Source organism: Deinococcus aerius (assembly GCF_002897375.1).
Lineage (GTDB): Bacteria > Deinococcota > Deinococci > Deinococcales > Deinococcaceae > Deinococcus > Deinococcus aerius.
On record NZ_BFAG01000002.1, the window covers coordinates 265,441 to 290,416 of the forward strand.

The 24,976-nt window shown below is 69.9% G+C and carries 21 protein-coding genes and 1 pseudogene; 5 read left to right on the plus strand and 17 right to left on the minus strand.

The window, feature by feature from the left end; all coding sequences use genetic code 11:
• Positions 1-268: 268 nt before the first annotated feature.
• On the plus strand, positions 269-841 hold the full coding sequence (locus DAERI_RS04150) for a TlpA family protein disulfide reductase (RefSeq protein WP_103128159.1): 573 nt from the start codon (positions 269-271) through the stop codon (positions 839-841).
• 64 nt (positions 842-905) lie between these two features.
• The gene (locus DAERI_RS04155) at positions 906-1,490 is read left to right on the plus strand and encodes an SMI1/KNR4 family protein (RefSeq protein WP_103128160.1); all 585 of its coding nucleotides are present in this window, start codon (positions 906-908) and stop codon (positions 1,488-1,490) included.
• 327 nt (positions 1,491-1,817) lie between these two features.
• On the opposite strand, the gene DAERI_RS04160 is transcribed toward DAERI_RS04155, so the two are convergent.
• The 8 genes from DAERI_RS04160 to DAERI_RS04195 all read right to left on the minus strand — a co-directional run bounded on the left by DAERI_RS04160 (position 1,818) and on the right by DAERI_RS04195 (position 9,151).
• Complete coding sequence (locus tag DAERI_RS04160; protein WP_103128161.1) at positions 1,818-2,648, minus strand: class I SAM-dependent methyltransferase; 831 nt, start codon at positions 2,646-2,648, stop codon at positions 1,818-1,820.
• Positions 2,645-3,907 (minus strand): cytochrome P450, encoded by a 1,263-nt coding sequence (locus DAERI_RS04165; protein WP_103128162.1) that lies wholly within the window; start codon positions 3,905-3,907, stop codon positions 2,645-2,647. The genes DAERI_RS04160 and DAERI_RS04165 overlap by 4 nt, the downstream gene beginning before the upstream one ends.
• 44 nt (positions 3,908-3,951) lie before the next feature.
• Positions 3,952-4,473 carry a signal peptidase II gene (gene lspA / locus DAERI_RS04170; RefSeq protein ID WP_369689442.1) on the minus strand — a complete coding sequence of 174 codons (522 nt, stop codon included), beginning with the start codon at positions 4,471-4,473 and terminating at the stop codon, positions 3,952-3,954.
• A complete protein-coding gene (locus tag DAERI_RS04175) occupies positions 4,464-5,258 on the minus strand; it encodes an undecaprenyl-diphosphate phosphatase (protein WP_103128163.1) in 795 nt (264 codons plus the stop codon). The genes lspA and DAERI_RS04175 overlap by 10 nt, the downstream gene beginning before the upstream one ends.
• Before the next feature lie 55 nt (positions 5,259-5,313).
• Complete coding sequence (locus DAERI_RS04180; RefSeq protein WP_103128164.1) at positions 5,314-5,697, minus strand: ArsR/SmtB family transcription factor; 384 nt, start codon at positions 5,695-5,697, stop codon at positions 5,314-5,316.
• Positions 5,694-5,948 (minus strand): glutaredoxin family protein, encoded by a 255-nt coding sequence (locus DAERI_RS04185; protein ID WP_103128165.1) that lies wholly within the window; start codon positions 5,946-5,948, stop codon positions 5,694-5,696. The genes DAERI_RS04180 and DAERI_RS04185 overlap by 4 nt, the downstream gene beginning before the upstream one ends.
• A gap of 52 nt (positions 5,949-6,000) precedes the next feature.
• Entirely contained in the window at positions 6,001-6,630 is a 630-nt protein-coding gene (locus DAERI_RS04190; protein WP_103128166.1) for a cation efflux transmembrane domain-containing protein, read from the minus strand.
• A gap of 130 nt (positions 6,631-6,760) precedes the next feature.
• The gene (locus DAERI_RS04195; protein ID WP_103128167.1) at positions 6,761-9,151 is read right to left on the minus strand and encodes a heavy metal translocating P-type ATPase; all 2,391 of its coding nucleotides are present in this window, start codon (positions 9,149-9,151) and stop codon (positions 6,761-6,763) included.
• Positions 9,152-9,268: 117 nt separating this feature from the next.
• On the opposite strand from DAERI_RS04195, the gene lnt reads away from it, so the two are divergent.
• The gene (gene lnt / locus DAERI_RS04200; protein ID WP_235610253.1) at positions 9,269-10,684 is read left to right on the plus strand and encodes an apolipoprotein N-acyltransferase; all 1,416 of its coding nucleotides are present in this window, start codon (positions 9,269-9,271) and stop codon (positions 10,682-10,684) included.
• Between the two features lie 368 nt (positions 10,685-11,052).
• Here the strand turns inward: lnt and DAERI_RS04205 are convergent, their stop codons facing one another.
• Entirely contained in the window at positions 11,053-11,787 is a 735-nt protein-coding gene (locus DAERI_RS04205; protein ID WP_164973334.1) for a DUF4386 family protein, read from the minus strand.
• A 374-nt stretch (positions 11,788-12,161) separates the two neighbouring features.
• Between DAERI_RS04205 and DAERI_RS22275 the strand changes: the two genes are divergently transcribed.
• Positions 12,162-12,332, plus strand: coding sequence for a hypothetical protein (locus tag DAERI_RS22275; RefSeq protein WP_164973335.1), 171 nt, complete (start codon positions 12,162-12,164; stop codon positions 12,330-12,332).
• Positions 12,329-12,496 carry a hypothetical protein gene (locus DAERI_RS22280; protein WP_164973336.1) on the plus strand — a complete coding sequence of 56 codons (168 nt, stop codon included), beginning with the start codon at positions 12,329-12,331 and terminating at the stop codon, positions 12,494-12,496. The genes DAERI_RS22275 and DAERI_RS22280 overlap by 4 nt, the downstream gene beginning before the upstream one ends.
• Before the next feature lie 624 nt (positions 12,497-13,120).
• On the opposite strand, the gene DAERI_RS04210 is transcribed toward DAERI_RS22280, so the two are convergent.
• From DAERI_RS04210 to DAERI_RS04235, 8 genes and pseudogenes are all read right to left on the minus strand, one after another.
• Entirely contained in the window at positions 13,121-13,582 is a 462-nt protein-coding gene (locus DAERI_RS04210; RefSeq protein ID WP_103128169.1) for a single-stranded DNA-binding protein, read from the minus strand.
• 99 nt (positions 13,583-13,681) lie between these two features.
• Positions 13,682-15,853, minus strand: a complete 2,172-nt coding sequence (locus DAERI_RS23275; protein ID WP_369689443.1) for a helicase-related protein — start codon at positions 15,851-15,853, stop codon at positions 13,682-13,684.
• Positions 15,766-16,683: an endonuclease domain-containing protein gene (locus DAERI_RS23280; protein WP_368773369.1), complete on the minus strand. Its 918-nt coding sequence runs from the start codon at positions 16,681-16,683 to the stop codon at positions 15,766-15,768. Before DAERI_RS23280 ends, DAERI_RS23275 begins: the two co-directional genes overlap by 88 nt.
• Positions 16,565-19,939, minus strand: a pseudogene (locus tag DAERI_RS23285) (N-6 DNA methylase); the annotation flags it as partial. The pseudogene DAERI_RS23285 and the gene DAERI_RS23280, both read right to left, overlap by 119 nt.
• An 86-nt stretch (positions 19,940-20,025) precedes the next feature.
• Positions 20,026-21,618 (minus strand): vWA domain-containing protein, encoded by a 1,593-nt coding sequence (locus tag DAERI_RS04220; protein WP_103128171.1) that lies wholly within the window; start codon positions 21,616-21,618, stop codon positions 20,026-20,028.
• Between the two features lie 29 nt (positions 21,619-21,647).
• Positions 21,648-23,183 (minus strand): AAA family ATPase, encoded by a 1,536-nt coding sequence (locus tag DAERI_RS04225; RefSeq protein ID WP_133161953.1) that lies wholly within the window; start codon positions 23,181-23,183, stop codon positions 21,648-21,650.
• Between the two features lie 110 nt (positions 23,184-23,293).
• Entirely contained in the window at positions 23,294-23,998 is a 705-nt protein-coding gene (locus DAERI_RS04230) for a hypothetical protein (protein ID WP_103128173.1), read from the minus strand.
• Positions 23,995-24,885 carry a ParB/RepB/Spo0J family partition protein gene (locus DAERI_RS04235; protein WP_103128174.1) on the minus strand — a complete coding sequence of 297 codons (891 nt, stop codon included), beginning with the start codon at positions 24,883-24,885 and terminating at the stop codon, positions 23,995-23,997. The genes DAERI_RS04230 and DAERI_RS04235 overlap by 4 nt, the downstream gene beginning before the upstream one ends.
• Positions 24,886-24,976: the final 91 nt, after the last annotated feature.

Below are 24,976 nucleotides of genomic sequence, written 5' to 3' on the forward strand. Positions count from 1 at the left end.
CGCCGACCCCTGGACTCTTCTCATGGTGTCTGTACAGTTATACAGATATCATGTGCCCAGTGTCTCCTCGCCTGTACCTGACCTGTTCGCTGGGCCTCGCCCCTGGCGCCGTTCCTCATCCTCACCCACCGCCGACTCGGTGCCCGAGCAGGCCCCAGTCACGGCACACCGGGCTTCGCCTGCTCTGGCAAAGCCCTGAGAGCCTTACTGTGGCCTGGCGGCCGACCGGGGAAAGGGCTTTCCCGGCCCGCAGGAGGGGAGCTTCCCCGTGAATTCAGCCTCCCCCGGCGCTCACGTCCCGGCGGCCCTGTGGCGACGCCTCCTGCCACCCGTGCTCGCCGCCGTCCTCGCGGCCACCCTGGGTGCGGCGTTGCTCAACCCGGCGCGCGGCACGACCAGCGGCGGACCACTCGTCGGGAAGCCGGCCCCCGCCTTCGCCCTCCGGAGCCTGGACGGTGCGTCGGTTCGTCTGGCGGACCTGCGTGGTCGGCCCGTCGTCTTGAATTTCTGGGCGTCATGGTGCACGCCCTGCCGCGAGGAAGCGCCTCTGTTCCGTGAACTCAGTGGGCGGCAGGCGGCGGGACAGGGCCTCGCCGTGATCGGCATCCTCTTCCAGGAGACCAAGGAACAGAACGCCCGCGACTTTATCCGCGAGTTCGCCCTCGCGTATCCCAGCCTGCGCGACCCTCAGTCCAAAACCGCGATCAACTACGGCGTGGGCGGGATTCCCGAGACCGTCTTCATCGACCGGCAGGGCGTCGTTCAACACGTGGACCGCGGCGGTCTGTCCCGCGAGCGCCTGAACGTCGGGCTGGAAAGAATCGGGGTGCGCGGGCTGTGAGGGGTGGTCTCCGAAGTCGTGGCGCAGGCTCGGCCCCTTCTCTTTCGGGCAGGAGAACGCTCCCGTGTCCTGGACAGCCTTCCTAAAGGGTGTCTCCGACCTGGCGCCGGGGCTGCTCGACGGCCTCGCCCCACCGGCCACGGCGGCGGACCTCCAGGCCCTGACCGCGGCGCTGAACAGTCCGCTTCCCGAGGACGTCCACCAGGTGCTCGCCACGCACAACGGGCAGCGGGCCGGGCACCGCATCCTGTTCGGGCTGACCCTGATGAGTGCGCAGGACATCGCCCGCCACGCCCGGAGCGTCGCTCACGCGCTGGAACGCGAGGGGCTTGTTCCGGTGGAGGACCTGGACAGCCGCACGCAGGCGTACGAACCGAATCCGCACCACGTGCCGCTGTTCACGGACAACACCGGGAACTTCCTCGGCTTCGACCTGGCCCCGTCGGCGTCGGGCGTGTGGGGGCAGGTCGTCATCTTCGGCCTGGACCTTCCGCGTCCCCGGGTGGTCGCCGACTCGTTCCACACGCTGTTCGAGGAGCTGAGCGCCGAACTTCGGCAGGGGAACTACCGGATCAAGGACGTGGGCGGGTACAGCTCCATGAGCTGGAAGCCAGGGAACGGCTCGGCCCTGTCCGAGATCTTGCTGTAAGCGCGGGGAGGTGGGCTCGCCCGCTGGCCCTGCCGCAGGCGGATGAACGGAAACCCCACCCAGACGGTGCCGCCCTGATGGGTCTCCGGCCAAGCCTCCCGACCCTCTGCGCGTGTGGTCGTGACCTCCTCCTGCTCCGCCCATCCGTGTGACGCCTGACTCGCTCTGACCCTCCCAGCACCCGCCGAAGCGATGGGTCCGGCAGGTGAGCAGGAGCAGGGCCAGCAGCCCCAGGGCGGCCTACGAGCGTAGGGGCTCCTCGATTTGGAGATGGTCTTTCGCCTGAGGCATGCGGTGGACGTGGAGAGGACGCTGGAACGGGCTGGCCTAACCGAGTGGTTGGAAGCGGTAGCGCAGCAAGCGGTGGACCCTCCGCAACAGCGGGACACGGCGCAGCACCCGCCAGGCCGCCCGCTCCACCCTGGGCAACCGTGCGAACCCCGGCAGATCGAGCAGGCTGACGTCGTCGAGCAGGTGGAAGCCTGGCGGCCAGGTCTCCACCTCCCGGGGGTCCTCCAGCCCCCAGCGCAGGGTGGCGCCAGACGCGCGCAGGGCCGGGTGCCACCCTCCCAGGCGCACCCCCAGCCCACTGAGGGCGTCGCACACCAGCTCCCCTCCGGGGAACATCTCCCCCAGCCGCGTGAGCAGCGCGCGCACCTCAGGCTCCGGCAGGTACATCAGCAGTCCCTCCGCGATCACCAGCACCGGCCCGTCCTGTGGCACCTCCCGCAGCCACCCTCCCTCCGTTACCGAAGCGGCGATCATCCGGTAGCCCGGTCCCTCGTGCCGGGGGTAGACGGTCCGGCGCAGCGCGATCACCTCCGGCAGGTCGAGGTCGAACCAGCGCGCGCCGGGAGGAACCGGCACCGGGTCCACCCGCCCGTCCAGCCCGCACCCCAGGTGCAGCACGGTGGCCGCCGGATGCCGGGCGAGGAAGGCCGCCGTCCACTCGTCCAGTGCCCGGGCGCGCAGCGCCAGCCCGAAGGCGTCGCCGCGCAGGGCGGGCCGGGCCGGGACCGCCCGCCCCAGACGACGCAGCACCTGGGCGGCCGTCTCGTCGCGCAGGATCGGGTCGCGCCACGTGTTCTGGCTCGCCTTGGCGACGAGCGGGATCAGCAGGGTCGCCTGCTCCGGGGTGAGTTGGCCTGGCCCGCTCACGCTCCGCCCGCCCGGCCACCGCTCCGCCGGACCCCGCTTAGCACCAAGCGGCTGGCGGGCCGCGCCGGGTAGCGCGTGAGGCTCACCCGCAGGTCCTGCGGCGGCACCACGTAGGTCAACTCCTCCGTCAGGAAGCGCAGCGCCCCCTGCATCAACTCGATGGTGATCCACTCGCCCGCGCAGCGGTGCCCCTGGACATGGTCCCCACCGCCCTGCGGGATGAAGTTGTACGCGCTGCCGTTCCAGTCCCGGAAGCGCCCCGGGCGGAACCGCTCGGGGTCCCCCCACAGCCTCCGGTCGTGGTTGGTGCCGTACAGGTTGAGCAGGGCCCGCCGTCCCCGCTGGAAGGGCTGCCCCCGCCACTCGAAGTCCCGCCGGACCTTGGCCAGCGCGAAGGGGAAGAAGGGATAAAACCGCCGCACCTCCTGCACGAAGTGCTCCCCGGCCCCCCGGCCGCTGAGCAGGTCGCGCCTGGCCTCCGGGGACTCGTGCAGCGCCAGGGCGGTGAAGGTCACGTACAAGGCGACCGCCACCGTGGGTCGCAGGACATTCAGCACCTCCACGGCGGCGGTGTGCTCGTCCAGCAGCTCTCCCGCCGGGTCCCGGTGGAGCGCGATCACACGCAGGGCACTCGCCTCGTCCGGGTCGAGGTCACCCGCGCGCACCTGACGGATCAGGCCTCCGGCCCAGCGTTCCGCCCGCGCCCGCCCCAGGCGGCCGCGCCAGTGCCGGGGTCCCACCGCGCCCGCGCTGTCAATCATGGCCGCGAAGTCCGCCGTCCGGAGCGTCACCTCCGCCGGCGTGAGCGGCACGCCCGCCCAGCGGCACACAGCGCGGCAGAGCAGCTCTTGCACCTCGTCCAGCAGCACCACCCGGTCCTGCATCTCCCACTTCACGGCGGCCGCGTGCCACTGCGCGGTGGTCAGCCTCGCCAGGTCGCGCAACCTGTCCGGGGTCATCAGGGACATGAACATCCCCTTGCGCGCCCGGTGGGCTTCGCCGTCCAGGCCCTGCACGCCGCCCTGCCCGAAGAGGGTCTTCTGTGCCCGGGGCGGGGCGGCCCCGCGCCGCTCAAAGCGCTCGGGGTCGTAGAACAACCGGGCGGCCTCCTCGCCGTGCAGGCACAGGAAAGGCAGCCCCAGCAGGCGGGTCTCGAAGACGTCGGTGTGGTCGCGCTCGCTGCGGTGGAGGAGAAACGCGTACCCCTCGCGCAGCAGGGCCACGGTGCTGTCGGTGGGATGGCTTCTGGCCGCGGGCATGGTGGAACCTCCTAACGGTGAGGAACGGTGGGCGAGCCTGAACCTCAGGCCGTGGACGAGGACCGGGTCGGGGAGCGCGTGCTTCGCAGCAGCAGCAACAGCACGCCGCTCACCACCCAGACATCGGCGAGGTTGAAGACCGGAAAGTCCCCCTGCCCCAGCGCGCGGGTGACCGCCGAGAGGGTGTGCGACGCGAGCGTATCCACGACCTTGCCCAGCCGCCACCCGTCGAGCGAGTTGCTGAGCGCCCCCCCGGCAATCAGGGTGAGGGCCACACCCGTTAGGGGCGGAACGGCGCGGCGGGAGAGGTACACGAGCAGCGCCACGCCCACCACCAGCCGCAGCGCGGCGAGGGGCAGCGCCGCCCCCGCGAACAGGCTCCAGGCCGCCCCCGTGTTGTAGATCAGCCCCAGACTCAGCACCCCGGGGAGGACCTCGCGGAACTCGCCGAGTGTGAATTCCCGCACGGCCCACGCCTTGAGGCTCTGGTCCAGCAGCAGGCACGCGAGCACCCCGGCGATCACCGCCGGTCGGGGCCACACCACCCCCGCCCGCCTCAGCGCCACAGCACCCACCCCAGGATGGCGAGGCCCGCGAGCACGCGGTACACCGCGAAGCCCCGGAAGTTGTGCCGGGAGACGTAGCGCAGCAGCCAGCTCACCGCGAGCAGCGCCGTCACGAACGACACCGCCAGCCCAACGGCGAGGGGGCCGAGTTGCGCTGCCCCCAGGGCGTCGCGCCCCTTCAGCAGGGCGTACAGCGTCGCCAGGCCCAGGGTCGGAATCGACAGGTAGAACGAGAACGCGGTCGCGGTGGGCCGGTCGAGCCCGGTCAGCAGGCCGCCGATGATGCTCGACGCGCTGCGCGAGACGCCGGGCACCAGGGCGAGGCACTGGGCGCAGCCCACGACGAGGGCCTGGCGCCGACTCACTTGGGTCAGGCCCCTCGTGGTGGCTGCCACAGGCCGCCCCTCGATCACCCACAACACGATCCCGCCGATGATCAGGGAGATCGCCACCGTGACCGGCGAGAAGAGGTAGCGCGTGATCAGGTCGCTGAACAGGAAGCCCAGGATGGCCGCCGGGAGGAAGGCCAGGGCCACGCCCAGCCACAACCGGCGGGCGTCCGGGCTGACCGGCAGGGCGCGCGCCTGGCCGAGCAGGTCGCGCCCGTAGTACGCGATGACGGCCAGCACCGCCCCGAGCTGGATGACGATCTCGAAGGTGCCGCCCGAGTCGCGGAACTTCAGCAGGTCGGCGGCGACAATCAGGTGGCCGGTGGAGGACACCGGCAGGAACTCGGTGATGCCCTCGACGAGGCCCAGCAGGGCCGCAGAGATGGAGGTGTTCAAAAGCGGGGTCCTTGAGAAGCAGGGGTGGGACGGGAAACCCCGGGGGGGAGCGTCCTCACATGGCTTTGGCGTGCTCCAGCACGTCCGCGATCAGCCGCGTGACGCCGTCGTTCGCCAGTCGGTAGTAGGCGATGCGGCCCACCTTCCGGAAGGTCACCAGGCCCAGCGCGCGCAGGTGGCGGAGCTGGTGACTCATGGTGGACTCGTTGATGCCCGCGATCACCGCCAGGTCGCACACGCACAGTTCCTCCAGCGCGAGCGCGGAGAGGATGCGCAACCGGGTGGGGTCGGAGACCACCTTGGTCAGGGTGGTCGCGCGCTCGATGAGGGCCTCGTCCGGCAGGCCCGCCGCCGCGCGGGCCACGGCCTCGGGGTGCACGCAGTGGACTTCGCAGTCGGCCGCACGATCGGTCTTGACGTCGGGAAGGGAGGAAGTCATGCCCCATTGTCGCTCAGGGCGGCTTCCAGCAGGGGGCGCTGGTCCTCAAAGGTGCCGTAAAAGGCCCGCTCACCGATGACGGTCACGGGGGCGACGCGGACGTTCGCCCGCGCCTGCATCTCCGCCAAGGCCGCCGGGTCCTCGCGGACGTTCTTCTCGATATAGATGACCCGCCGCGCCGTGAGAAAGCGCTTGACGGCCTCGCACGACGAGCAGTTGGGGACGGTGTAGACGATCACGGTCGGGAGCATGAGACACCTCGGCAGGAAAGGAAGCGAAGGAGCGTGGAGGGCGGGTCCGGCCTCAAGCCTCCGACCGGGCCGTTTCCGCAGCCTCGGCCGCCTCGGACAGGATTTCCCGACCTCCGTTGGCCGCGATGGCCGACACGATCACGCCGAGCACCAGGTCCGGCAGATTCGAATCCAACCACAACACCAGCGCGCCGGACAGCACGACGGCCAGGTTCACCAGCGAGTCGTTGCTGGTGAAGATGGCCGACGCCTTGAAATTGACGTCCTCGCCCTGGTGGCGCCTGAGGAGGTGCAAGCAGACCAGGTTCAGCCCCGCGTTGACGGCGGCCATGACCATCATCGCGGGGCCGACCGGCTCTTCACCCCCGAAGAACCGGCGCAGCACCTCCACGAACAGCAGCACCGCGAGGCCGATCAGGAGCCAGCCGGACAGGCGGGCGGCGCGCACCTTGATGGTGGCGGCGCGGCCCACCGCGTAGAGGCTGACGCCGTAGACAGACGCGTCGGCCAGGTTGTCGAGGGCTGCGCCGATCAGGGCGGTGGAGGACGCCCACACGCCGACCCCTGCGCCCGCCAGGGATTGCCCGAGGTTGATCAGCAGCACCAGCCACAGGATGCGGCGGTCGGCCGCCTGGCTGGCGTCGAGATGGTGTGCGTCGTCGTCTGTCCGGGAGTCGCTCACTGGCGTCCACCTTTCTGATGGCAGCCGCTGACGGTGAAGGCGCTGTGGGTTCCGAAGGTCAGGCCTGAACCGGGGAGGAGGTTCGTGGTTGGTCGTGGGTGCGACCGCGAGGGCCGCGGTGGGCAACTGCTCACGCGCCGGGCTTGAAGCGCAGCAGGCGCAAGGCATTGGCGGTCACGAGCACAGTCGCGCCGGTGTCGCTGAGGATCGCGGGCCACAGACCGGTGATGCCCAGCAGCGTGGTGACCAGGAAGATGGCCTTGAGGCCCAGCGCGAAGGCGACATTCTGGCGAATGTTGGTCATCACGGCGCGGGAAAGCTGCACCAGCTCCGCGACTCCCGTGACGGAGTGACGCAGCAGGGCGGCGTCGGCGGTTTCCAGGGCCACGTCCGTGCCGCCCCCCATCGCAATGCCCACGTCGGACTGGGCCAGTGCGGGGGCGTCATTGATCCCGTCGCCGACCATCGCCACCTTGCCGCCCTGCTTGAGGGCGGCGATCCGCCGGAGCTTGTCCTCGGGCAGCAACTCCGCCTCCACGTCCAGGCCCAGGTCCCGCGCGATGGCGTTCCCCGTGCGGGCGTTGTCCCCGGTCAGCATCAACGAGCGCACGCCCAGCCCCTTGAGCGTGGCGACGGCCTCGCGCGCGTCGGGACGCGGCTCATCCCGGATGGCGATCAGGCCCAGCGGCCCGTGCCCGTTCAGCAGCACCACCACCGTCTTGCCCTGACCCTCCAGGGCCTCGATCCGCGACCGCACCTCCGGGGTGAGCCCCGTGCGCTCCTGCGCGTACCGGGGCGACCCGACCGCCAGGTCCTCGCCGTCCACGACGGCCGTCACGGCCTTGCCCGAGATCGCCCGGGCCTGCCGGGGCGTGGGCACCGCCAACCCCTGGGCACGCTCCACGATGGCCTTGGCGAGCGGGTGCGCCGAGCCCGTCTCCACGGCGGCGGCCAGGCGCAGCACGTTCGCCTCGTCCCCGAACAGCGGAATCACGTCGGTCACCTGCGGCTTGTTCTCGGTCAGGGTGCCCGTCTTGTCGAAGGCGACCGTCGAGACGCCCCCGATGGTCTCCAGCGCCGCGCCCCCCTTGATGAGCAGGCCGCGCCGGGCGCCCGCCGAGATCCCGCTGGTGACGGCCGCGGGCACGGAGAGCACCAGGGCGCAGGGACAGGCGATGAGGAGCAGGGCCACGCCCTTGTAGATCCACTCGTGCCAGGGTTGGCCGAACAGCAGGGGGGGCAGGACGGCGAAGAGCAGCGCGACCGCCATCGCGGCGGGGGTGTACCAACGGGAGAAGCGGTCGATAAAGCGCGCGGTGGGGGCCTTGGAGGACTCCGCCTCCTCGACCAGGTGGATGATCCGCGCGATGGTGTTGTCGGACGCCCCCCGGTCCACCCGCACGGTGAGCACCCCGTCGGTGTTGATGCTGCCCGCGTACACGGCGTCCCCCACGCCCTTGTGGACGGGCACGCTCTCGCCCGTCACGGGGGAGTCGTCGAGGTTGGAGTCGCCCTCGGTGATGGTGCCGTCGGCGGGCACCCGGCCGCCCGGCTGCACCCGCACGAGCTGGCCGACCCCAAGCCCCTCGACGGGCACCTCACGGGTCTGCCCGCCTTCCAGCAGCAGGGCGGTCTTGGGCGCCAGGGCGGCGAGGGCCTGGATGCCGGCCCGCGCCCGCCCGGCCGCCACGTTCTCCAGCAGCTCGCCGATGGCGAAGAGGAACACGACGAGCGCGCCTTCCGCCGCCTCCCCGATGGCGATGGCGCCGATGGCGGCCACGCTGATCAGGGTGTTGATGGTGAAGGGTTCTCCCAGACGGGCGCTGGCGACGGCCTTGCGCAGCAGCGGCCAGGTGCCGATGGCGGTCGCGGCCGCGTACGCCCAGAAGGCGAACCCCGGCGCGACCAGGCTGAACACGAAAGCCAGGGCCAGCAGGGCGCCGGTGAGCAGGACGTTGCGGCCCTTGCCCGTCTGATACCAGGGGCGTTCAACCCGGGCCGGGCGGGGGGCGGCCGGAGTGGTCGGGGCCGTGCCGGGCACCGGGTTGACCTCGTCCTGCACTTCCGGCGGGTACCCGATGGAGCGCAGGGTCTGTTCGAGTTGGGTCCTGGGCGTCCGCGTCTCGTCGAGCGTCAGGCTGAGCGTCTGGGTGGTGAAGTTCACTTTGGGCTCGCCGACCCCCGGCAAGCGAGTCACCACGCCCTGTACCTTGTTGGCGCAGTCCGCGCAGTCCATGTTGTTCACGAAGTAGCGCAGGGGAGCGTTGGGGGTCACGGCCGGGGCCGCTTCCAGGGTGGGGGGATACCCCAGGGAGCGCAGGGTCTGTTCCAGCCGCTCGCGGGGCATCTGGGCCTCGTCCAGCGTGAGGCTCAGCGTCTGGGTGGTGAAGTTGACCTGGGGCGTGTCCACCCCGGGCAGCCGGGTGAGGGCGCTCTGCACCGTGCGGGCGCAGTCGGCACAGTCCATGCGCTCCACGAAGTAGCGCAGGGGCGTGCCCGGGGTGGAGGGGGAACTCGTCATACCTTAAGATATCTGTATGAGTGTACAGGTATCAAGCGCGGCGGCCCGACCTTGGGCATGAAGGGGACGCTCCAGATCAGGAGGGGGAGATGGCTGAAGAAGGGCACCCTGTCCGGCGTGCCGAGCCTGCCGTCCGTGGGGCTGGGCGCGGCCCTCGCCCTGACCGCCGTACCCCACGCCTGGAGCGCCCTCACCCCGCTGCCGCTCGCCGCGCTGCTCTGGTGGGTCAGCACCCCGCAGGCCCCGCGCGCGGTCGCCGCCCGGCTGTTCTGGGGCATGACCGCCTTCTTCAGCCTGCACCTGCTATTCCTGCCGCTCAGTTTTGCGCAGCTCTTCGGTGTGGCGGGCGCGCTGCTCTTCCCGGCGCTGTTTGTGCTCGAGGGAGCCTTTTACGCGCTACTGGGGCTGCTGGTGGCCCGGCTCACACCCACCTTCCTGGGGCGGGTGTGGGGCCTGGCTTTCGGATGGGTGGTGCTGGAATGGCTGCGGCACCTGGGGCCCTTCGCCTTTCCCTGGGGCACGCTGGGGTACACGCTGCTGCCCACCCCGCTGATCCAGGTGGCCGATCTCGGCGGCGTCCTGCTCGCCAGTCTGCTCGTCACGACCCTGGCAGCGGCGCTCGCCAGCCTCGCCCGGCAGGAGGCCCGGCCCCTGGCGCTGGCGCTGCCCGTCTGGGGGCTGGCGCTGGTCTACGGGCTGACGCGGCCCGAGCCCCCACCACCGACCCACCGGGCGCTGCTGGTGCAGGGCAACCTCGACCCGCTGGACAAGGTGGCGGGCAGGGCCGACCCGTTGCCGATCTATGCCCGGCTCAGCGGCGCTGCCGCCGGAGCGGTTGCGGTCTGGCCGGAGACCGCCATCTCGGGGGATGACCTGGGCCGTCTGCCCGATCAGCCCCTGCTGATCGGCGTCGCCCGCCCGGCTCAGAACCGGGTCGAGGCGTGGGACGGCGGCCTGATGGGGGCCTACGACAAACGGCGGCGGGTGCCGTTCGCCGAGTATTTCCCGCTGCGTACCCCCCTGGCGCCGCTGTACGAGCGGGTCTTCCGGGCGCTGGGCGTGCCCGACCCGGCCGGCCTGCTGCCGGGTCGCCTCGACCGGCCGCTGACCCTGGGCGGGGTGGCTTACGGGGCGTACGTGTGTTACGAGAGCGTCTTTCCCGGGATCGCCCGCGGCCTCGTGCGGGACGGCGCGGGGGTGCTGGTGAATGTGTCCAACGACGGCTGGTTCAACGCGGGGAACGGGGTGGAGCAGCACTTCCAGATGGGGCGGGTGCGGGCCATCGAGACCCGGCGCTTCCTGCTGCGCGCGGGCAATATCGGCGTGACGGCGGTGATCGACCCCAGGGGGCGGGTGACGCAGGCGCTGCCGACCCGGCGTGCAGGGGCACTCCAGGCCCGCTTCGCCGCCCAGAAGGGAACGACCGGGTACGTCCGGCTGGGGGACTGGCCGGTGGGGGTCGCGGCCCTGGGCCTGCTCGGCGTCGTGTGGGGCCGCCAAAGGCCCCGTTCCGATGGGACCTTCCGGAGGTGACGGCAGGCTGCCCCCGCGAGGTGGAAGGGGCCTCATCCGGGGAACACCACGGCCTCTCCAGACGCTCGCCGCCGGCCCCTCCAATGGCGTCCATTCGGGGCTGGCAGGATGCCCCCGGACGTTCACTTGATGAGCCGGCCCTCGACCCGCCACCCCCCTGGGTCGCGCTCGGGCCGAGACGGCGCAGGACCCGGGAATTATTTCCCGCTGGGTCAAACACGGTGTCCCCGGCCTGAGTTACCCGATTCGTCCAGCACCACGTCCACCGTGGTCACTGGCTGGAGGTCTTCAGCGCCTTAGGTCAGGGCATCCACCGTCCTGGAGACTGCGGCTGGGACCGCCGGGGAACAGCGCTGAGGTGGGAGCGGTCACGCGGGTGGGCGGGTGGGGCCGACGGCCGCCCGGGAAGCTCCCACACCGCGCAGCAGCGCCGCGCCCAGGCCCAGGTACGCGAGGCTCAGCACGGGGGCCAGGAACGGTTCGAGGTCGGCCAGACCGAGGGGCTTGGTGGCGATCACCACGCCCGCGAGCCCCGCCGTCACCAGAAACCAGGTCCCCAGGGCGGCGCTCCGGCGCAGGCGCAGCAGCAGGCCCCCACTCAGTGCCAACCACACGCCCAGCAGCAGGTCCGACCCCAGCCGCAGGTGGAGGGCCAGGTCCCCGACCATCCCCCCCACCACCTCCACCGCGTCCCGCGTCTCCCCGGAGGCCTGCACGTAGCTCTGCGCCAGGACGGGCGACGCGGCGGCGAGCACGAGCGGGGCGGCCAGCCCGAAGACCACGCCCCCCACCCCGGCCACGGCCGCGACCCTGGAGACCCCTCTGCCCCCGGGGCGCAGCCGGTCGTGCAGCGCCAGCGGTGCCGGCAGCAGCGCCAGACTGGAGAGCAGGGTCAGCCACCACAGGCCGGTGTAGGCGCGGGCGTGCTCCGCCACCCACGGCAGCAGCCGCGCCTGATCCTCGAACATCTCCACGTCCAGCCCGGCCCCGGCCAGGACGCCATACACATAGACGAGGGACAGCAGGAACAGCGCTCCGGCCAGCAGGGCACCGCCGCCGCCCAGTCGGGCGAGCGCTTGATCTTGGTCTTGAAGCGTGGACAAGGGAGAACTCCTGGTGAGGGGTCGAGGCAGGGCGCCCGTGGACGGCCGGATGGAGACGGCCTCCCACCGGTCAGCCGGAACAGCGAGGTTCCCCTTCCGACTGGACGGCGGGAGAGTCCGCACGCCTCTCCCGGCCCACGGCACGAAGGCGTGCGGGGGCAGGCCCGGGGGACGGCGCAACCCATCCGGCCCCAGGTTATCTGTACACCTCTACAGGGATCAAGAGAAAGGCCGGCCCTGCGGGCGTCCAGTGTGACGCGGGCGCCGCACGGGGACTCATGCTGAGGAGTGCCGTCCCAGACGACCATTCTTGACAGCACCCGGGACCGGGCCTACGCTTCATCCGACTATCTCCTCGGATGAAAAGGAGAACCGTGCGAACCGCCCCGATCCTGCTGACCCTGCTGCTCTCCTCGACCGCCCTGGCGGCCGATCTGAGCGGCACCAAGACCTACCTGCTGGGCCGTCTGGGCGCCCTGAACGCCTCCACGGCCCGGCTCGCGCGGGCCGCCGCCCTCCTGGGGGTCAAGGTATCGGGGCAATGAGGCGGCTTCTCCCCCTGCTCCTCACCCTGGCCAGCACGGCGGGCGCCGCCGACCTCGCCACCGCGCAGACGTTGCGGACGCGGCTCTCCGACGCGCGGGTCGAGCTGATCCTCGATGTGGGGCTCGTGGTGGTCCGGCAGGGGGTGAAGACGAGGCCCGGCTGATGCCAAGGGGTGAGCCTGCCCTTGATCGGCCGAGGCCGACGAAAAGGCCCGCGCTGAGGCCGTTTGACTCCGTCCACGCTTCGAGGGGTGCCAGCCCGGCAAGGGGAGGGGCAACACGTCAGCACTCCTGACCGGAGATCGTATCGGGCTGCGCCCGGGGGTCCGCGTCTCATCGAGGGTCAGGCTGAGGGTCTGGGTCGTGACGTTGCCCCTGGGCGGGGTCCGCCGACCCCGGGCCGTCGAGTGACCACGCCCCACACCTTGCTGGTTCAGTCGGCGCGGTCCACGGTGTGCACGAAGTGGCGCAGGGGCGTGCTCGGGGTGAGGGTGGAACTCGTCCTCCCCCAGGGCTGGACAGGGCTCAACCACGAGAGGACGTGGTTGAGCGGGCGGGAACGGCGAGGCTCAACGGGCACAACGCGGTTCTTCGTTCTTCGCTCCCGCACGGCCCGGATCAGTGCTTCTCGTCCATCGTCATGCCGGGCATCGCTGCGCTCATCATGGTTCCCGCCGTTCTTGGCAGCGCGGGCTCATAACGTCATGATGCTGGAGGCTCAGGGTGGACGAAGAGGTAAGGAGCGGAAAGAGCGCGGGGAGGGCCATTCCCCGCGCTGCTGACCTTGGCTAATCGGCGGCGCTGGGGGCCGGTGCGCCTTGCCGAGGCAGGGCGTAGCGCTCCTGCCGCCTGCCCCCCCGGAAGATCGCCAGCGTCACGTACTCGAACTCGCCGTCCGCCTTCTCACGCACCTGGTCCAGGTCCGTGCTCTTCGCGCCCCGGCTGATCTTGACCGCCGCGGGCAGCTTCATCTTGCGTGAGTCCACCGCCTCCAGTTCCCGAATCTTGTACGCCTGCCCCCGATGGATGATCAAAACGTCACCCTCCGGACTGGTCCACTTCCTCGCCCCGATCAAGCTCCAGTCGAAATCGGAGAAATTGTCATAGGGGAATGGATACCCACCGGGTGGCACCTCGCCGCTGGTCCACCCCAGACGGCCGTACCTTCTGAGGGTGTCCTCCAGCGCCCGCTCGTCCGGGACGTCCACCAGAACCTTCGCGCCGAGGTCGCTGCGAAATTCAATGTGCATGGTTTACCTCCACGGGGGAACCTCCCGCCCCGGCGGGAGAGGGTCAAGCCTGGAACCGTTCCCGCCCGGCAGAGGGAAGGGAGGCCTTTCCCCTCCCCCTCAAGCCGCGTGAGCGCGGTCCCGGATCGGATCAGCCCCCAGGGCGGTCGCCACGATGGCGAGCAGACGCTCCCGGAACCGCTCGGAAACCAGTTGCTTCCCGGTACCCTCCACCACCCGGGGGTCACCGCTCAGCACCGCGACCTGCGTGACGGTCAGGTGCTCGCCTTCCGTCCTCACCGCGTAGTGCATCACCACGTGCCCGGTGATCAGCAGGCTGCGCAGCGTGTACTTGTCGGGACTCGCGTGCAGCATCACCTCGTCCCCCCTCACGCTCACGCTGATCACCCCCTCGGGATTCCGCGGCACCGGGCTCATTCGCCGGGCGTCCAGGGCGTGTACGGCGGCGTTCTTCGGCAGGCTGATCGTGGGGCGGGCTCCCAGGCTGAGCGACTCGCGGTAGTGCCCGGGGTGGGTGCTCGCCTCGTACCCGGCCCCGCCCGTCACCTGCCGGAAGTTCAGCACGGTGCTCTCCCCCGTCTCCCGGACCACCGTCACCGCTCCGGCACTCACCTGCGTTACCTCGACCCGCCCGCCCTCGTGCACGAAGGTCAGTCCGACGTGGACGGGCAGCACCCCGATCCAGTGCAGTTCGCCCACGTAATTGAGCAACCGGGCGAAGCTGAACTCTCCCAGCAGGTCGAGTTCCCGCCTCACCCGCCCGTACGCCTCCCGCGCCTGGGTCAGCAGGGCGTGATCGTTCGCCGTCCAGCCGTTCTTGCGCGCATCGGCCCGCTCACGGACGGTCTGGACCCGCTCACGCACGCTCAGGACCCGCGCCAGGACTTCGAGGTTGCGCCGCAGCGCCGCGCGGCCGGTGAGGTCTTCGAGCGTCTTTTTCTTCTCCCGGATCTCCCGCCGGGTCTGCTCGGGGTCGTCGCTGAGGAGCAGGGCCATCTCCTCGCCGTTGAAGCCCGCCGCCGTGTTCTCCAACTCGTCCACGTCCAGCCACAATTGCGAGAGCCAGGACTTCTTCCCACTCATGATCGTGTAGGTGATGGCGTCGAAGGACCCGCGCATCAGCAGGTACACGTTGCGCACCCGCTGGGCCGTATTGCCTTGCCTCGCCCCGCGTCCGACGCGCTGACGGATCTCCTCGTAGTTCCACGGGATGTCGGCGTTCACGATCAGCGTCGTGCCGTGCTGGAGGTTGAACCCCTGTCCCAGCACGTCCGTCCCCAGGATCAGGGAGAGGTCCCCGAAGTTGTAGTCGTCCTCCAGGTCCTGGCGAGCCACGCTGCTCTTGTGCGTGTCGCTGGACACGATGGCGATCTCGTGCTCCGGGTACCCGGCCTCCACCAACAGCGCCTTCAGCCGGGCGAAGGCCCCCTCCTTCTCGCCGATGCTGAGGAACACGATGCCCTTGCCGCCGGACGCGCGGTTCTCCAGGGCGAGTTCGGCAATCTTCTCGAAGCGCGGGTTGCGGCCCCGGACGCCCAAGAGAGCCGGGTCCACGGTGAGCTTGCGCATCTCCCAGAGGATCGCGAAGGGGTGGTTCGGCCCCTTGGCCCGCGCGTCGGCGGTCCGGGCACGTTCGCGCAGCGACCGGTAGAGCGCGGCCTGCTCCTCGCTCATGTCGATCATCACCTCCTCCGCCACCGCCGACGGGACCTTCAGCGGCTGGCCGTCCCGGGTGACGACCAGCGGGTCCCCGTAAGAACGGGTGATGACGTGCCCGCTGATGATGCCCTTGAGTTCGCGTAACCGCCGGAAGCCCTTCACGCAGGGCTTCACCTCCACGCTGCCGTCCATCCCGGTTACGATGTCCGGCTCGATGCGCAGGTACTGCTCCATCAGGGCCTCGCCGGTCGGCAGGCCGTAGCCCGGCAGGGCGTCCGTGACCATGCTGAGCATGGAGTAGACCTCCAGCGGACTGTTCTTGATCCACGACGCGGTGAAGGCGAAGGTGCGGCCGCCCCGCTCGCGGACGAAGCGGCCCTTGTGCAGCGCGTCGAGCGCCCGCTGGCTCTCCCCTCCCCCACCGAGAAAGCGCGGGGTCTCGCCGAAGGTGGTCGGCGGGGCGAAGAGGTTCTTGTTGCAATTGTGAACGAGAATGCCCTCGGCGAAGTAGTTGTGATGGCCTTCTACTTCAATGTTGTAGACCAGGCCGCCCGGGCACAGGCCGCCGTATTCTCCATGATCTCCCGGTTCGAGAATCTCAAGACTTGCCAGCCGAGTGAGGACAGTATCGCCTCCTTCTTTCGGTCCTGAGCCTGCTGGGAAAGCGACTTGTGTGACGGCCCGTCGCACTCGACGGCAAGGCGCAGGGTGGGATGCGCCAAATCCACCTTGTAGACCCGTGGGCAGCCCCGCTGCCTCAGGCCCGTCTTGATCGGGTGCTCCGGAATCCATTCCACGCCCGTCAGTTGCCACAGTTCCACCCAGAGGGCTGCTTGCGGCGCCGTCAGACCCTGTCCATTGCCTCCGCGGATCCGGGGCTTGTGACCCCGCGCCTTCATCGTTTCGCGCATCCGGGCCACCACTTCCGGCTGGGCGGCCTTCCTGCGCATCTCCGCCATCTGCGCCTTGAGCTCGTCGATCCGGGCAAGGTTGGCGGCCTGCACACTGGCCCTGAATTTCAGGCTGGTTCTGGCCGTGTGCTTCGTGCGGCAGGACTTGCTGCAGAAGAACTGCGTCGCCTTTCCGGTGCGCAGCTTCCAGGACTGCACGTTGTTCAGGGTGAACAGGACGGCGCATTCCTCGCAGTGCCGCTGAATCTTGGGGAGACGCGGTTTCGGCTTCGTCCGGTGCCGATGCAGTTGGATGCACCGACTCCCGCAGAAGACCGGCAGCCCACGCCTCACTCGGGTGCGCTGCTCCTTGGAGAGCGAGATCAGCGTCCGGCACTGACCGCAAGGGTGCGTTGCACTGCTTGTCGACATAGAGCGTTTCTCCAGGGGTGAGCTGACGGGCGTCAAGGTACCCTGCCGGGGTAAAGAAGGGATGATTCCCTGTCGTGATGATCTGCCTTCCATCCTCAAGGGTGAGGCGGAGCAGATCATGGGGACGGCGCACCTGGAGATTGAGGACCCGTGCTGACTCGATGCGTCCGGTGACGTGATTGAACGCTCGTACGCGCTCCCCCGCCCGATACGCCTCGATGTACTTGCCGTCCACCAACGTCCCCGCAGGGAAGCAGTGTGCCTCGTCATGCCCAGTGAAGTCGCAGCCCAGCAGCTCGAAGGAGAGTTCGCCCTCCTGCGCGATCTTCGTGCGGGCGAGCATCGCCCCGAAGACGCCGAGCTTGCGCACGAGTTCCTGGTGCTTGCCCCGCTTGGGCATGCCCTCGTAGCTGCCCTGCGTCTCCAGGTTCCGCTGATACTGCGGGTCTTCCAGGATCAGCCGCTGACGGGTCTCACGCAGCATCCCGATCCCCGTGAAGGATTCGCGACTCATGATGACCAGGTCCACCTGCCCGGCGCTGAGGGACGCGATCTTCTCGCGCTTGACCGCCGGGGAGTCCTCCTTCCAGGCCTCGATGCGTTTGCCGCCCTGGTCGAGCATGGGCGTGCCGTCGCGTTTGGTCTTGTAGACCTTGTTCCCCTGCCGGTCGCGCCGCACGCTCATGCCCACCGTCACGATGTTCCAGCCGGGCAGCGCGAGGGCCGCATTGGTCGCCCAGTTGCTGACCAGCCCGGCGGGCACGACGATGATGGGCCGCGAGGCGCAGCCGCAGGTCTTGAGGTACGCGATCAGGCCGAGAAGACTGAACGTTTTTCCCAAACCGACGTCGTAGTTGTTGACCATGCCGGTGGTGGCCGCCATCGCGCGGATGTCCATCACCTGGTAGGGATGGTGCTCGGGGCCACGCCAGTCGGGCAGGTGGAGGGGCCGCGCCGTTCCTTCTGGGCGCAGGATCGCGCCGCGGGCATAGGTGTAGGCCTCCTCGACGACGCCCACATGCGGACTCTGCATCAGCCAGTTGCCGAAATGCGCCTGGGTCTGATCCTCGTACGCCTGGGCCGCGTCGATGGCCGTCGCGCGCTCCGCCTGGTACTGCTCGCGCGACATCTCCCCCGCGCCACGAACGGCCTCCACCTCCGTCTTGTGGTTGAGGTAGTTCTCCAGCGCCCGGGCCTTCTCCTGGTCGAAGGCGCTGCGGGCCCGCACCCCTGCCTGGCCCGCTCCACCCTTGAGGCGGAAACGCACCGCCCCGTTCTCCCGGCGCACGCTGATCAGCGGCTTCTGGTCGGCCGCACTGCCGAGGTAGGCGTTGACCCACTCTTCCAACACGGCGACGGGAATCACGGCGTCACGGGGGCTGAGGGCCAGTTCGCTGAGGTTCGCGCGGCGCACCCGGCTGATGAACAGGTCCGCCTGTTTCAACAGCGCCGCCCGCCGGTGGCCGCCGAAGTGCTCGGCCTGCGCGCGGGCCTGCTCGGCGCGCAGGAAGGCGTGCCCGGAGTAATACAGCCCCGGCTCCACCCAGATGTCCCCGTTGAAGGCGTAGTGCCCGGTCAGGTGCGCCACCGCTTCCGGCTCGGACACCCCGGCGTACTGCATCAGGGTTTGCTCGGTGAGCGCCATCAGGTCGGCGAGCTGCTGGGCGATGCCCTCCATCCCGGTGGCCGTGATGGGCAGCGCGTACGTCCCGTCATCCGGCAGGTTCAGCTCACCCAGGGCACCGAGGTGGGCGAGCAGGACGGCGAAGAGCGAGTACCGGGGAATCAGCCGGGTAAAACGCTGGCGGTCGTACCCACCGTGCGTGGCGCGGTACTGCACGTCCAGGGCCAGGGCCGTGCGGCGGCGCTGCGGGGTCTCCGGACGTCCCAGCTCGCGCGCCTCCAGGTACGCCTGGAGGGCCTGCGCCACCTGGACCGCCTGCGCGACGACCGGCGCCGCGATGTCGTCGGTGACCACCCACTGGCCGAGCCGGAAGGCGTGGCGCCGGTCCGTGGAGAGGGTGCCCTCCGGGATCGCGTGCAGGTCCGCGCCGTGCGAGGCCGCCTCGGCGTTTCTGGCGGCGTCCTCGCCGAGCCGTTCGCGCACGGTCTCGATCAGGGTCCGGAATAGCACCGGGGCGCTACTCATCGCGGCCTGCATCTGGTCGTGGACACGCTGCACCTGACGGGTGTCCACCTCGCCTTCGAGCAGCGGGTTCCCGAAGCGGCCGCAGCGGAGGGTGCTCTCCTGACTCAGCCGGAAGCTGCCGGAGAGCTGGCGCAGCCGGTGCGTCCAGGCCCCCTCCTCCCCCTCGGTGATGACCAGGCTACTCCCGTCCACGAAGCGTTCGACCAACTCCCGGTGGACGGGATCGGCGACGAACTCCAGCAGCGTGTCCGTGACCTGGGCACCGCCGAGGGTGCTCAGGGCCTCCCGCACCCCGTGGTCGTGGCGGCGCAGGACGAGCAGCACCGTGGTGACCCCCGCCCCAGCCGCCTTGAAGGCACCGGTGGGGACGAGCACTGCGTGCAGGGGCAGGGCGGAGGTGAGCAGTTCTTCCCGCCAGTCCCGGTGCCGGTGGCCGTGCAGCAGCGACAGGGGCAGCAGCACGCTGACGAGCCCGGTCTGGAACTGGACGCGGCGCAGGATCTGACGCATGAAGTACCGCTCGCTGCGGACCTCGTCGGGTTCGTGCAGAGATCGAGTCTCGCCGCGCGGGCCGTAGGGCGGGTTGGCGACCACCAGGTCGAAGAGGGGATCGCTGCTGCGGGTGGTGTACTGCTCCAGCGGCATCACGTGGACGCTGGCGTGCGGGTGCAGGTGCGCGGCCGCCCGGCCCGCCACCGGGTCCAGCTCGACGCCGGTGAGCAGGACGCCCTCGGGGGCATGCGCGAGGACCGCCCCGTTGCCGCAACTCGGTTCCAGAGCCCGGACGGGGCGCTTCTCGTCACCCAGCTTGAGGAAGGGCGTGACGAGGTTCCATAACAGCGCCGCGACGGCACTGGGCGTGTAGAACTGGTCCACGCTCTCGCCGAGGCCGCCCCCGCCACTGTAGGCCCGCAGGACGGCCAGGTCAGGGTGGGGGGCCAGGATCTCGTGGCGGGCCGCCTCGTTGGCGCCCAGGCGGGCCTGTTCTCCGCCGCCCGTCACCTCCACGCCGTAGGGTTCGCCGCCGGGGGCGAGGGCGGGCCGGGGGGCACTGACCACGTCGTAGCCCTCGCGGGTGAGCAGTTGTCCGTTCAGGGCCAGCGCCGACTTGTCGGCCGGACTGAACTTGGGCCAACGCGTGTGGGCGTACGGCAGCTCGCTGTTGAGGCCGAACAGCGCGAGGAATCCGGTCACGGCGGTCAGGGCGAAGCCTTTGGTTTGACGCATGCGATCCCGTCCATGCCGGATGGCCGTCAGGCCTCCGGCATGAGGGACCCCACGTCGCCCGGGCAAGTCCCCCCCGGTCCCAGAGGTCACGTCCGCAAACGGGCACGCAGGGTGGTGAGGGCAGCCTGGACCGTCCGGCTCACCTCGTCGAGCGTCATCACCGGATAGGCAGCACCGAAGAGGTCCAGGTAGCTTGAAGCGAACTGGACGCTCTCGCCGATCAGGATGGGGACGACGGCGAGGGTCCGGCGATAGGGGCGCTGATCGTCCAGCAGCAGGCCGCAGGTCCTCACGTCGGCGGGCAGAAGTTCCCCGTCGGTGATCACGATCAAGATCTCCTGCTCGTCCGGCCGGGCACACCCCTGGAGGGCGAGTTCGAGGCCCCGGGAGAGTTGCGTGCCGCCCCCCGCCTCCAGGCCGACCAGACGTGCGGCCGCTTCCTGCCAGGGGAGGTCGGGCGGGACGATCTCGTGAGCGGAGGAGGTGAAGCCGATCACTTGCAGCCGGCTGCGGGCGAGGTGGGCGGCGCGGGCGAGCATGAAGGCCGCCTCGCGGGCCGCGCGCAGGCGTTCCCCGGACATGCTGGTTGACAGGTCGACGCACAGCCGCAGCAGAAAGGGAACGGGACGATCTTCACCCACCCGGCGCCGGAAGGGACGCTCGGCGCCCTGCACGTGTCGGTCATAGCGGAAGCGTCCCCGCGAGCGGTGCGCTTCCTGCCGGGCGGGACGGCCGGGGGGTGCCAGTAGGGGCGCCAGACGCCGCGCGTAGCCCTCGGTGAGGAGCAGCAGGCGATCGGGGGCGGTCGCGACCGGTGCCGGGGGTGGCCCGGGAAGTTCCCCGGCGCCGGAAGTCCCCGGGCGGGAGATGTCTTCCGGAATCGGGTTCTCGCTCCCGGGTCCACCGCTTCCCGCTTCCGCCGTTTCCTCGTCCCCCCGCTTTCCTTTCCCGCGGACAGGCTGCTGGGGCTCCTCCGGCTGCACCCCACTCATCCCTCCGCCGTCCGCACCGAGACCCGGCTCGGCTTCCTCCCGCAGTTCCTCGGGCAGCACCTCGAGGATGGCCCGGGCAATCTCCATGACGTCATCCCGGTGGGCCTCCCAGGCCTCCTCGACCAGCGGGCGGACCTGCTCCCGCCACAGCCCCTCGAGTTCCAGAGGAACGGCAAAGGGGACGTCGGGACGGTCATGGGCCCAGCGCCAGACCAGGCAGGCCGTCTGCAGGTCCACCTGCGGGCGATGGTCTCCCAACCACAGGACGTCTCCCAGGAAGTCGAAGTCGGCGCACAGCTCCGGGAAGCGGCGCATCACGAGCCGTTCCATACGCTCGTCTTCCAGCGCGTTCCACAGCCATCCGAGACGTTGTTCCTCAGGTTTGCGGCCACTGAAAACGACGTGGCCTCCCTCATGCGAGGCGATCGAGCGCAGCAGGGTGACGCGTCGCCCGTACTCGTCTCCGGGATCGAAGCGGACGCCCAGCGGTGGCACAGAAAGCAGGGCCGGGTCAAGCAGCAGGCGACGTTGCTCGGGGAGCACCCCGGCGGTGAAGGGCAGGCGACGGAACTCGGTGGTGAAGTCACGACGGCGACTGACCAGGCGGAAGAGTTCCTGAACGTAGGTCCGCCACGCGAGCTGCCGATGCCACTGCACGGCGGGAGCCTGCCTAGGAAGAGTGAGCATACCTCCATGGGTCTCCGATCCGGGGAGGGTCACGCCGCTTCCAGCACCTCCTCGATGATGCGGCGGGTGAGCATCTCGACCGCATCCTTCTCCAGGCGGCCGTCGCCGTCGCGCGCGCAGCAGTGGGGAATGACCACCGTCTCGCAGGCGCACAGCAGCGCCGCGGCCTCCTCCAAACCCTCGTTCAGGAGCGCCGCGACCTCCTTCACCAGCGCGATGGTCTTGCGCGCGTCGAGCGCCCGCACCGGCTGCACCCCGGTCCCCTGCCGCGCATCCCGCGTCACCAACTCCACAGCATAGGCGAGGTCCGCCACCCGCTCCGATCCACCGATCTGCCTGTACAGGGTACAGGCGGTCTCCTCGTCCGCGTACTCGAAGTCGATCACGAGGTCGAGCCGGCTGAGCAGGGCCCCGTCGAACCGGTCGGCGGTCTGCAGGTGGTCCTCGCCGAGGTTCGTGGTCAGGACCCAGGTGAGATTCTCGGCTGGACAGCACAGGTGCTCACCATTGGGGAGGGGCAGCAGGTGATGTCTCTCCCCCACCAGCATCGTTTCCGGGATGCCGACCGCCAGCGCCTCCGCCCGGGACACCGTGTCCATCGCTCCCTGCAGCGCGTTCAGGGCCTCAGGGTGGTACCGCAAGGCCTCGTCGATCAGCAGCAGCGTGCGGCCCCGCGTGGCGGCCACGAAGGCACGGCTGATCGGGCCGTCCACCCACCGCGGTCCTTGCTCCGTCGGGTACACGCCGCCGATGAAGTCGCGGTCCTCGACGCCGGGACCCCCCTTGGCGATCACCAGGGTCAGGCCCTCCTCGACCGCGACACGCTTGGCGGTCTCGGTCTTGAAGGTGCCGGGCGGGCCGACGAGCAGGGCCGCGCCGCCCCGGCGGGCGAGGCGGCGCAGCTTCGTGGCGGGCGTCTCGGGCGCGGGACGGTGCACGGGCGGGTGGATCAGCAGCGCGAGGTTCACGCTGGAGAGGAACCGGTCATGGGGGGTGATGTGCGTGGGGGACGACAGGGTTCCCTGGGCGAGGCGGGCCTGCGTTTCGGCGTCCAGCGTATCCGTCAGGTGGTGCAGGGCGAACCGGACGTCCGGCAACCGTGTGGCGGCGGCCAGGGCGTTCTTCGGCATGGGATACCGCAAGCCCAGGGGCATGAGGACGCGCACGAACTTCCGGAGGGCTTGACGGGTCTGAGGAGCGCCAGCGCCGGTGAGTGCTTCCGCGAGCGCCAACAGCGGGGCACCCAGGAACGAACCCGAGGGCGCCCCGCCCGCGTGCCAGGACCGGCTTTGCAGGCCGTTCGGCGCGCTGTAGACCCGGAGATTGTACTCGCGCTCCTCGAGCCGGAGGCGGGCGCTCCCGTCCGACTGCTGCCAGAGCCCCACCTCTCCGGTGAGAAGTTTGAGCACTGCCGTGCCGAGACCGGGTGCGTACACGCTGGCGTGCTCACGGCGCAGCCAGGCGCGATCTTCCTCCCGGATTTCCTGGTTGCGCGTCGTCCCCTCGAAGGGACTCTCGGCTCGGTAGGCACGCTCGAAGCAGTCGCGGATGTCGATGAAGGACATGCGGCGGTGCCGCCCGCCCAAGCGGGCGAGGGCCTCTTCCTCCAATGGACCCGAAAGACGACCGTTTCCACGGGCAGGCGGGAGAGGCACGTGCCTCTCCCCCACCGCGTTCAGGCATCCGCGTCGATCACTGGGAGCCGGGCCTTGTCCGCGACGGCGCGGCTCTGGCGATTCACGCTGCCGTCCCTGTTGCGGATCACGCTCAGGTTACTGATCGGCACCCGCAGGATGTAGGCGGGGGTGAACTCCAGGGCCGGAGCACCGCTCAGGAGGGGCCTGACCTCGTAGCTCGTGCGTTTGAGGCGTCGTTTCACGGTCCCGGGCACGTTGGCCTCGGCCGCGTACCAGTGGTACCCCGCGCACGGCTCGTGAGCGGAGTGACCGTGCCCACAAGGGCAGAAAAAGCCCGAGGTGAAGGAAGCTAACGGCAGGCTGTTGGTCACCCGGCCCCGGGGGTGAATCAGGATCAGGGTGCTCTCCCGGGTCAGCCGGCTGAAGTCTCCGGTACGCGGGATTTTCCGGCTCACGCCGAGCGCCTTGGCTTCCTCCACGAAATCGGCGGCGCAGGGGTAGTGCGATTCGCCGATGACGTCCACGACGTGCCAGGTTCCCTGACGCTCGATGAACGTCACTCCCTGGCTGCTCAACCCGAGTTGCCCCGGATTGACCGGAATCGGCAGGTCGATCAGGAAATGATCGATGGGTACACCGTGCGGGCTGAACCCGCATTCCGCGTAGATGTGGCCTTCCTGCCGCCCGGGGCCACACTCCCGTGGGCCACCCAGGGCGGGAATCAAGTCGAGCAGGGTCGTCACGGCAACCTCTCCGAGGGGCGCAGGCCGAGATTTACACGGCCAGGGCGATGAGTCACGGTGAGACGCGGGGATGCTGGTGGCTCCGCCGGGGTGGACGATGGTTCGTTCAATCCGGGCACCCCTCTCGCCAGCGCCCGGACCAGCGCGGGAAGTTCAACGCCACCCAGCGCCGCCAACCGCCTGACCTCCTGCACCAATTCGGTCAGGGGGTCGCGGGGCACTGCCAGCAGAGGCTCAGGGCCGAAGAGCGTATCGAGACTCTCTTCAAAATCCCTGGCGCGGGCGGTCTGACTCTCCTTCAAGTCGGCCGCGGTGAACTTCTCCCCCGCATCTAACCGGCGTTCGGCCGCCCGGATCGCCTGCTCGCGGTACTCGGGCGCAAGGTTCGCCATGCGTTCCGCCACACCTTCCGCGATGCTGACGCCGATGTGCGCGAGCAGGTCTTCGGGGAGGGTGAGCAGCCTCAGGCGTTTGCGGATGGTCTGGACGCTGATCCGAACGTGGGCCGCGAGTTCCTTCACGTCGCCGAACTGACCCTCCTCCAGAGCGATCTGCCAGTTGCGGGCCTCGTCGAGCGGGTGACTGGAGCGAGCAGCGTTCAGGATCGCGCTCGCGGCGGCGATCTGCCCGCGAGTTCCGTCGGTGATGAGGGCCGGCACCTGCTCGATGCCGTAGTTGAGCGCACTGCGTACCCGGCGTTTGCCGTCGACGATCCGGTAAGGCCGCTCGGAGTGGCCGCTGAGTTTGAGCAGCACGCTCTGCATCACGCCCAGCCGCTCGATACCGGGGTTCACCTCCTGGGTGTCAGGTTCCTCGATCAGGCGGACAGGCACCATCTGAATCTCGGTGTGAAGCGGTGCGCTGAAGAGGTGTCCGGACAGGGTCATCACGACCTCCTTACGGAGGAAGTGCCCCGGCGCCAGCCGGGGAGGGACTCCGAATAACGTTATTCAGACGCGACAGGGCAAGCGGCCACCT

Bases quoted from the DNA above. Each gene is read 5' to 3' on its own strand.
- DAERI_RS04165 (WP_103128162.1), bottom strand. From the start codon at position 3,907: ATGCCCGCGGCCAGAAGCCATCCCACCGACAGCACCGTGGCCCTGCTG.
- DAERI_RS04180 (WP_103128164.1), bottom strand. From the start codon at position 5,697: ATGACTTCCTCCCTTCCCGACGTCAAGACCGATCGTGCGGCCGACTGC.
- DAERI_RS04185 (WP_103128165.1), bottom strand. From the start codon at position 5,948: ATGCTCCCGACCGTGATCGTCTACACCGTCCCCAACTGCTCGTCGTGC.
- DAERI_RS04195 (WP_103128167.1), bottom strand. From the start codon at position 9,151: ATGACGAGTTCCCCCTCCACCCCGGGCACGCCCCTGCGCTACTTCGTG.
- DAERI_RS22280 (WP_164973336.1), top strand. From the start codon at position 12,329: ATGAGGCGGCTTCTCCCCCTGCTCCTCACCCTGGCCAGCACGGCGGGC.
- DAERI_RS04210 (WP_103128169.1), bottom strand. From the start codon at position 13,582: ATGCACATTGAATTTCGCAGCGACCTCGGCGCGAAGGTTCTGGTGGAC.
- DAERI_RS23280 (WP_368773369.1), bottom strand. From the start codon at position 16,683: ATGATCTGCTCCGCCTCACCCTTGAGGATGGAAGGCAGATCATCACGA.
- DAERI_RS04220 (WP_103128171.1), bottom strand. From the start codon at position 21,618: ATGCTCACTCTTCCTAGGCAGGCTCCCGCCGTGCAGTGGCATCGGCAG.
- DAERI_RS04225 (WP_133161953.1), bottom strand. From the start codon at position 23,183: ATGTCCTTCATCGACATCCGCGACTGCTTCGAGCGTGCCTACCGAGCC.
- DAERI_RS04235 (WP_103128174.1), bottom strand. From the start codon at position 24,885: ATGACCCTGTCCGGACACCTCTTCAGCGCACCGCTTCACACCGAGATT.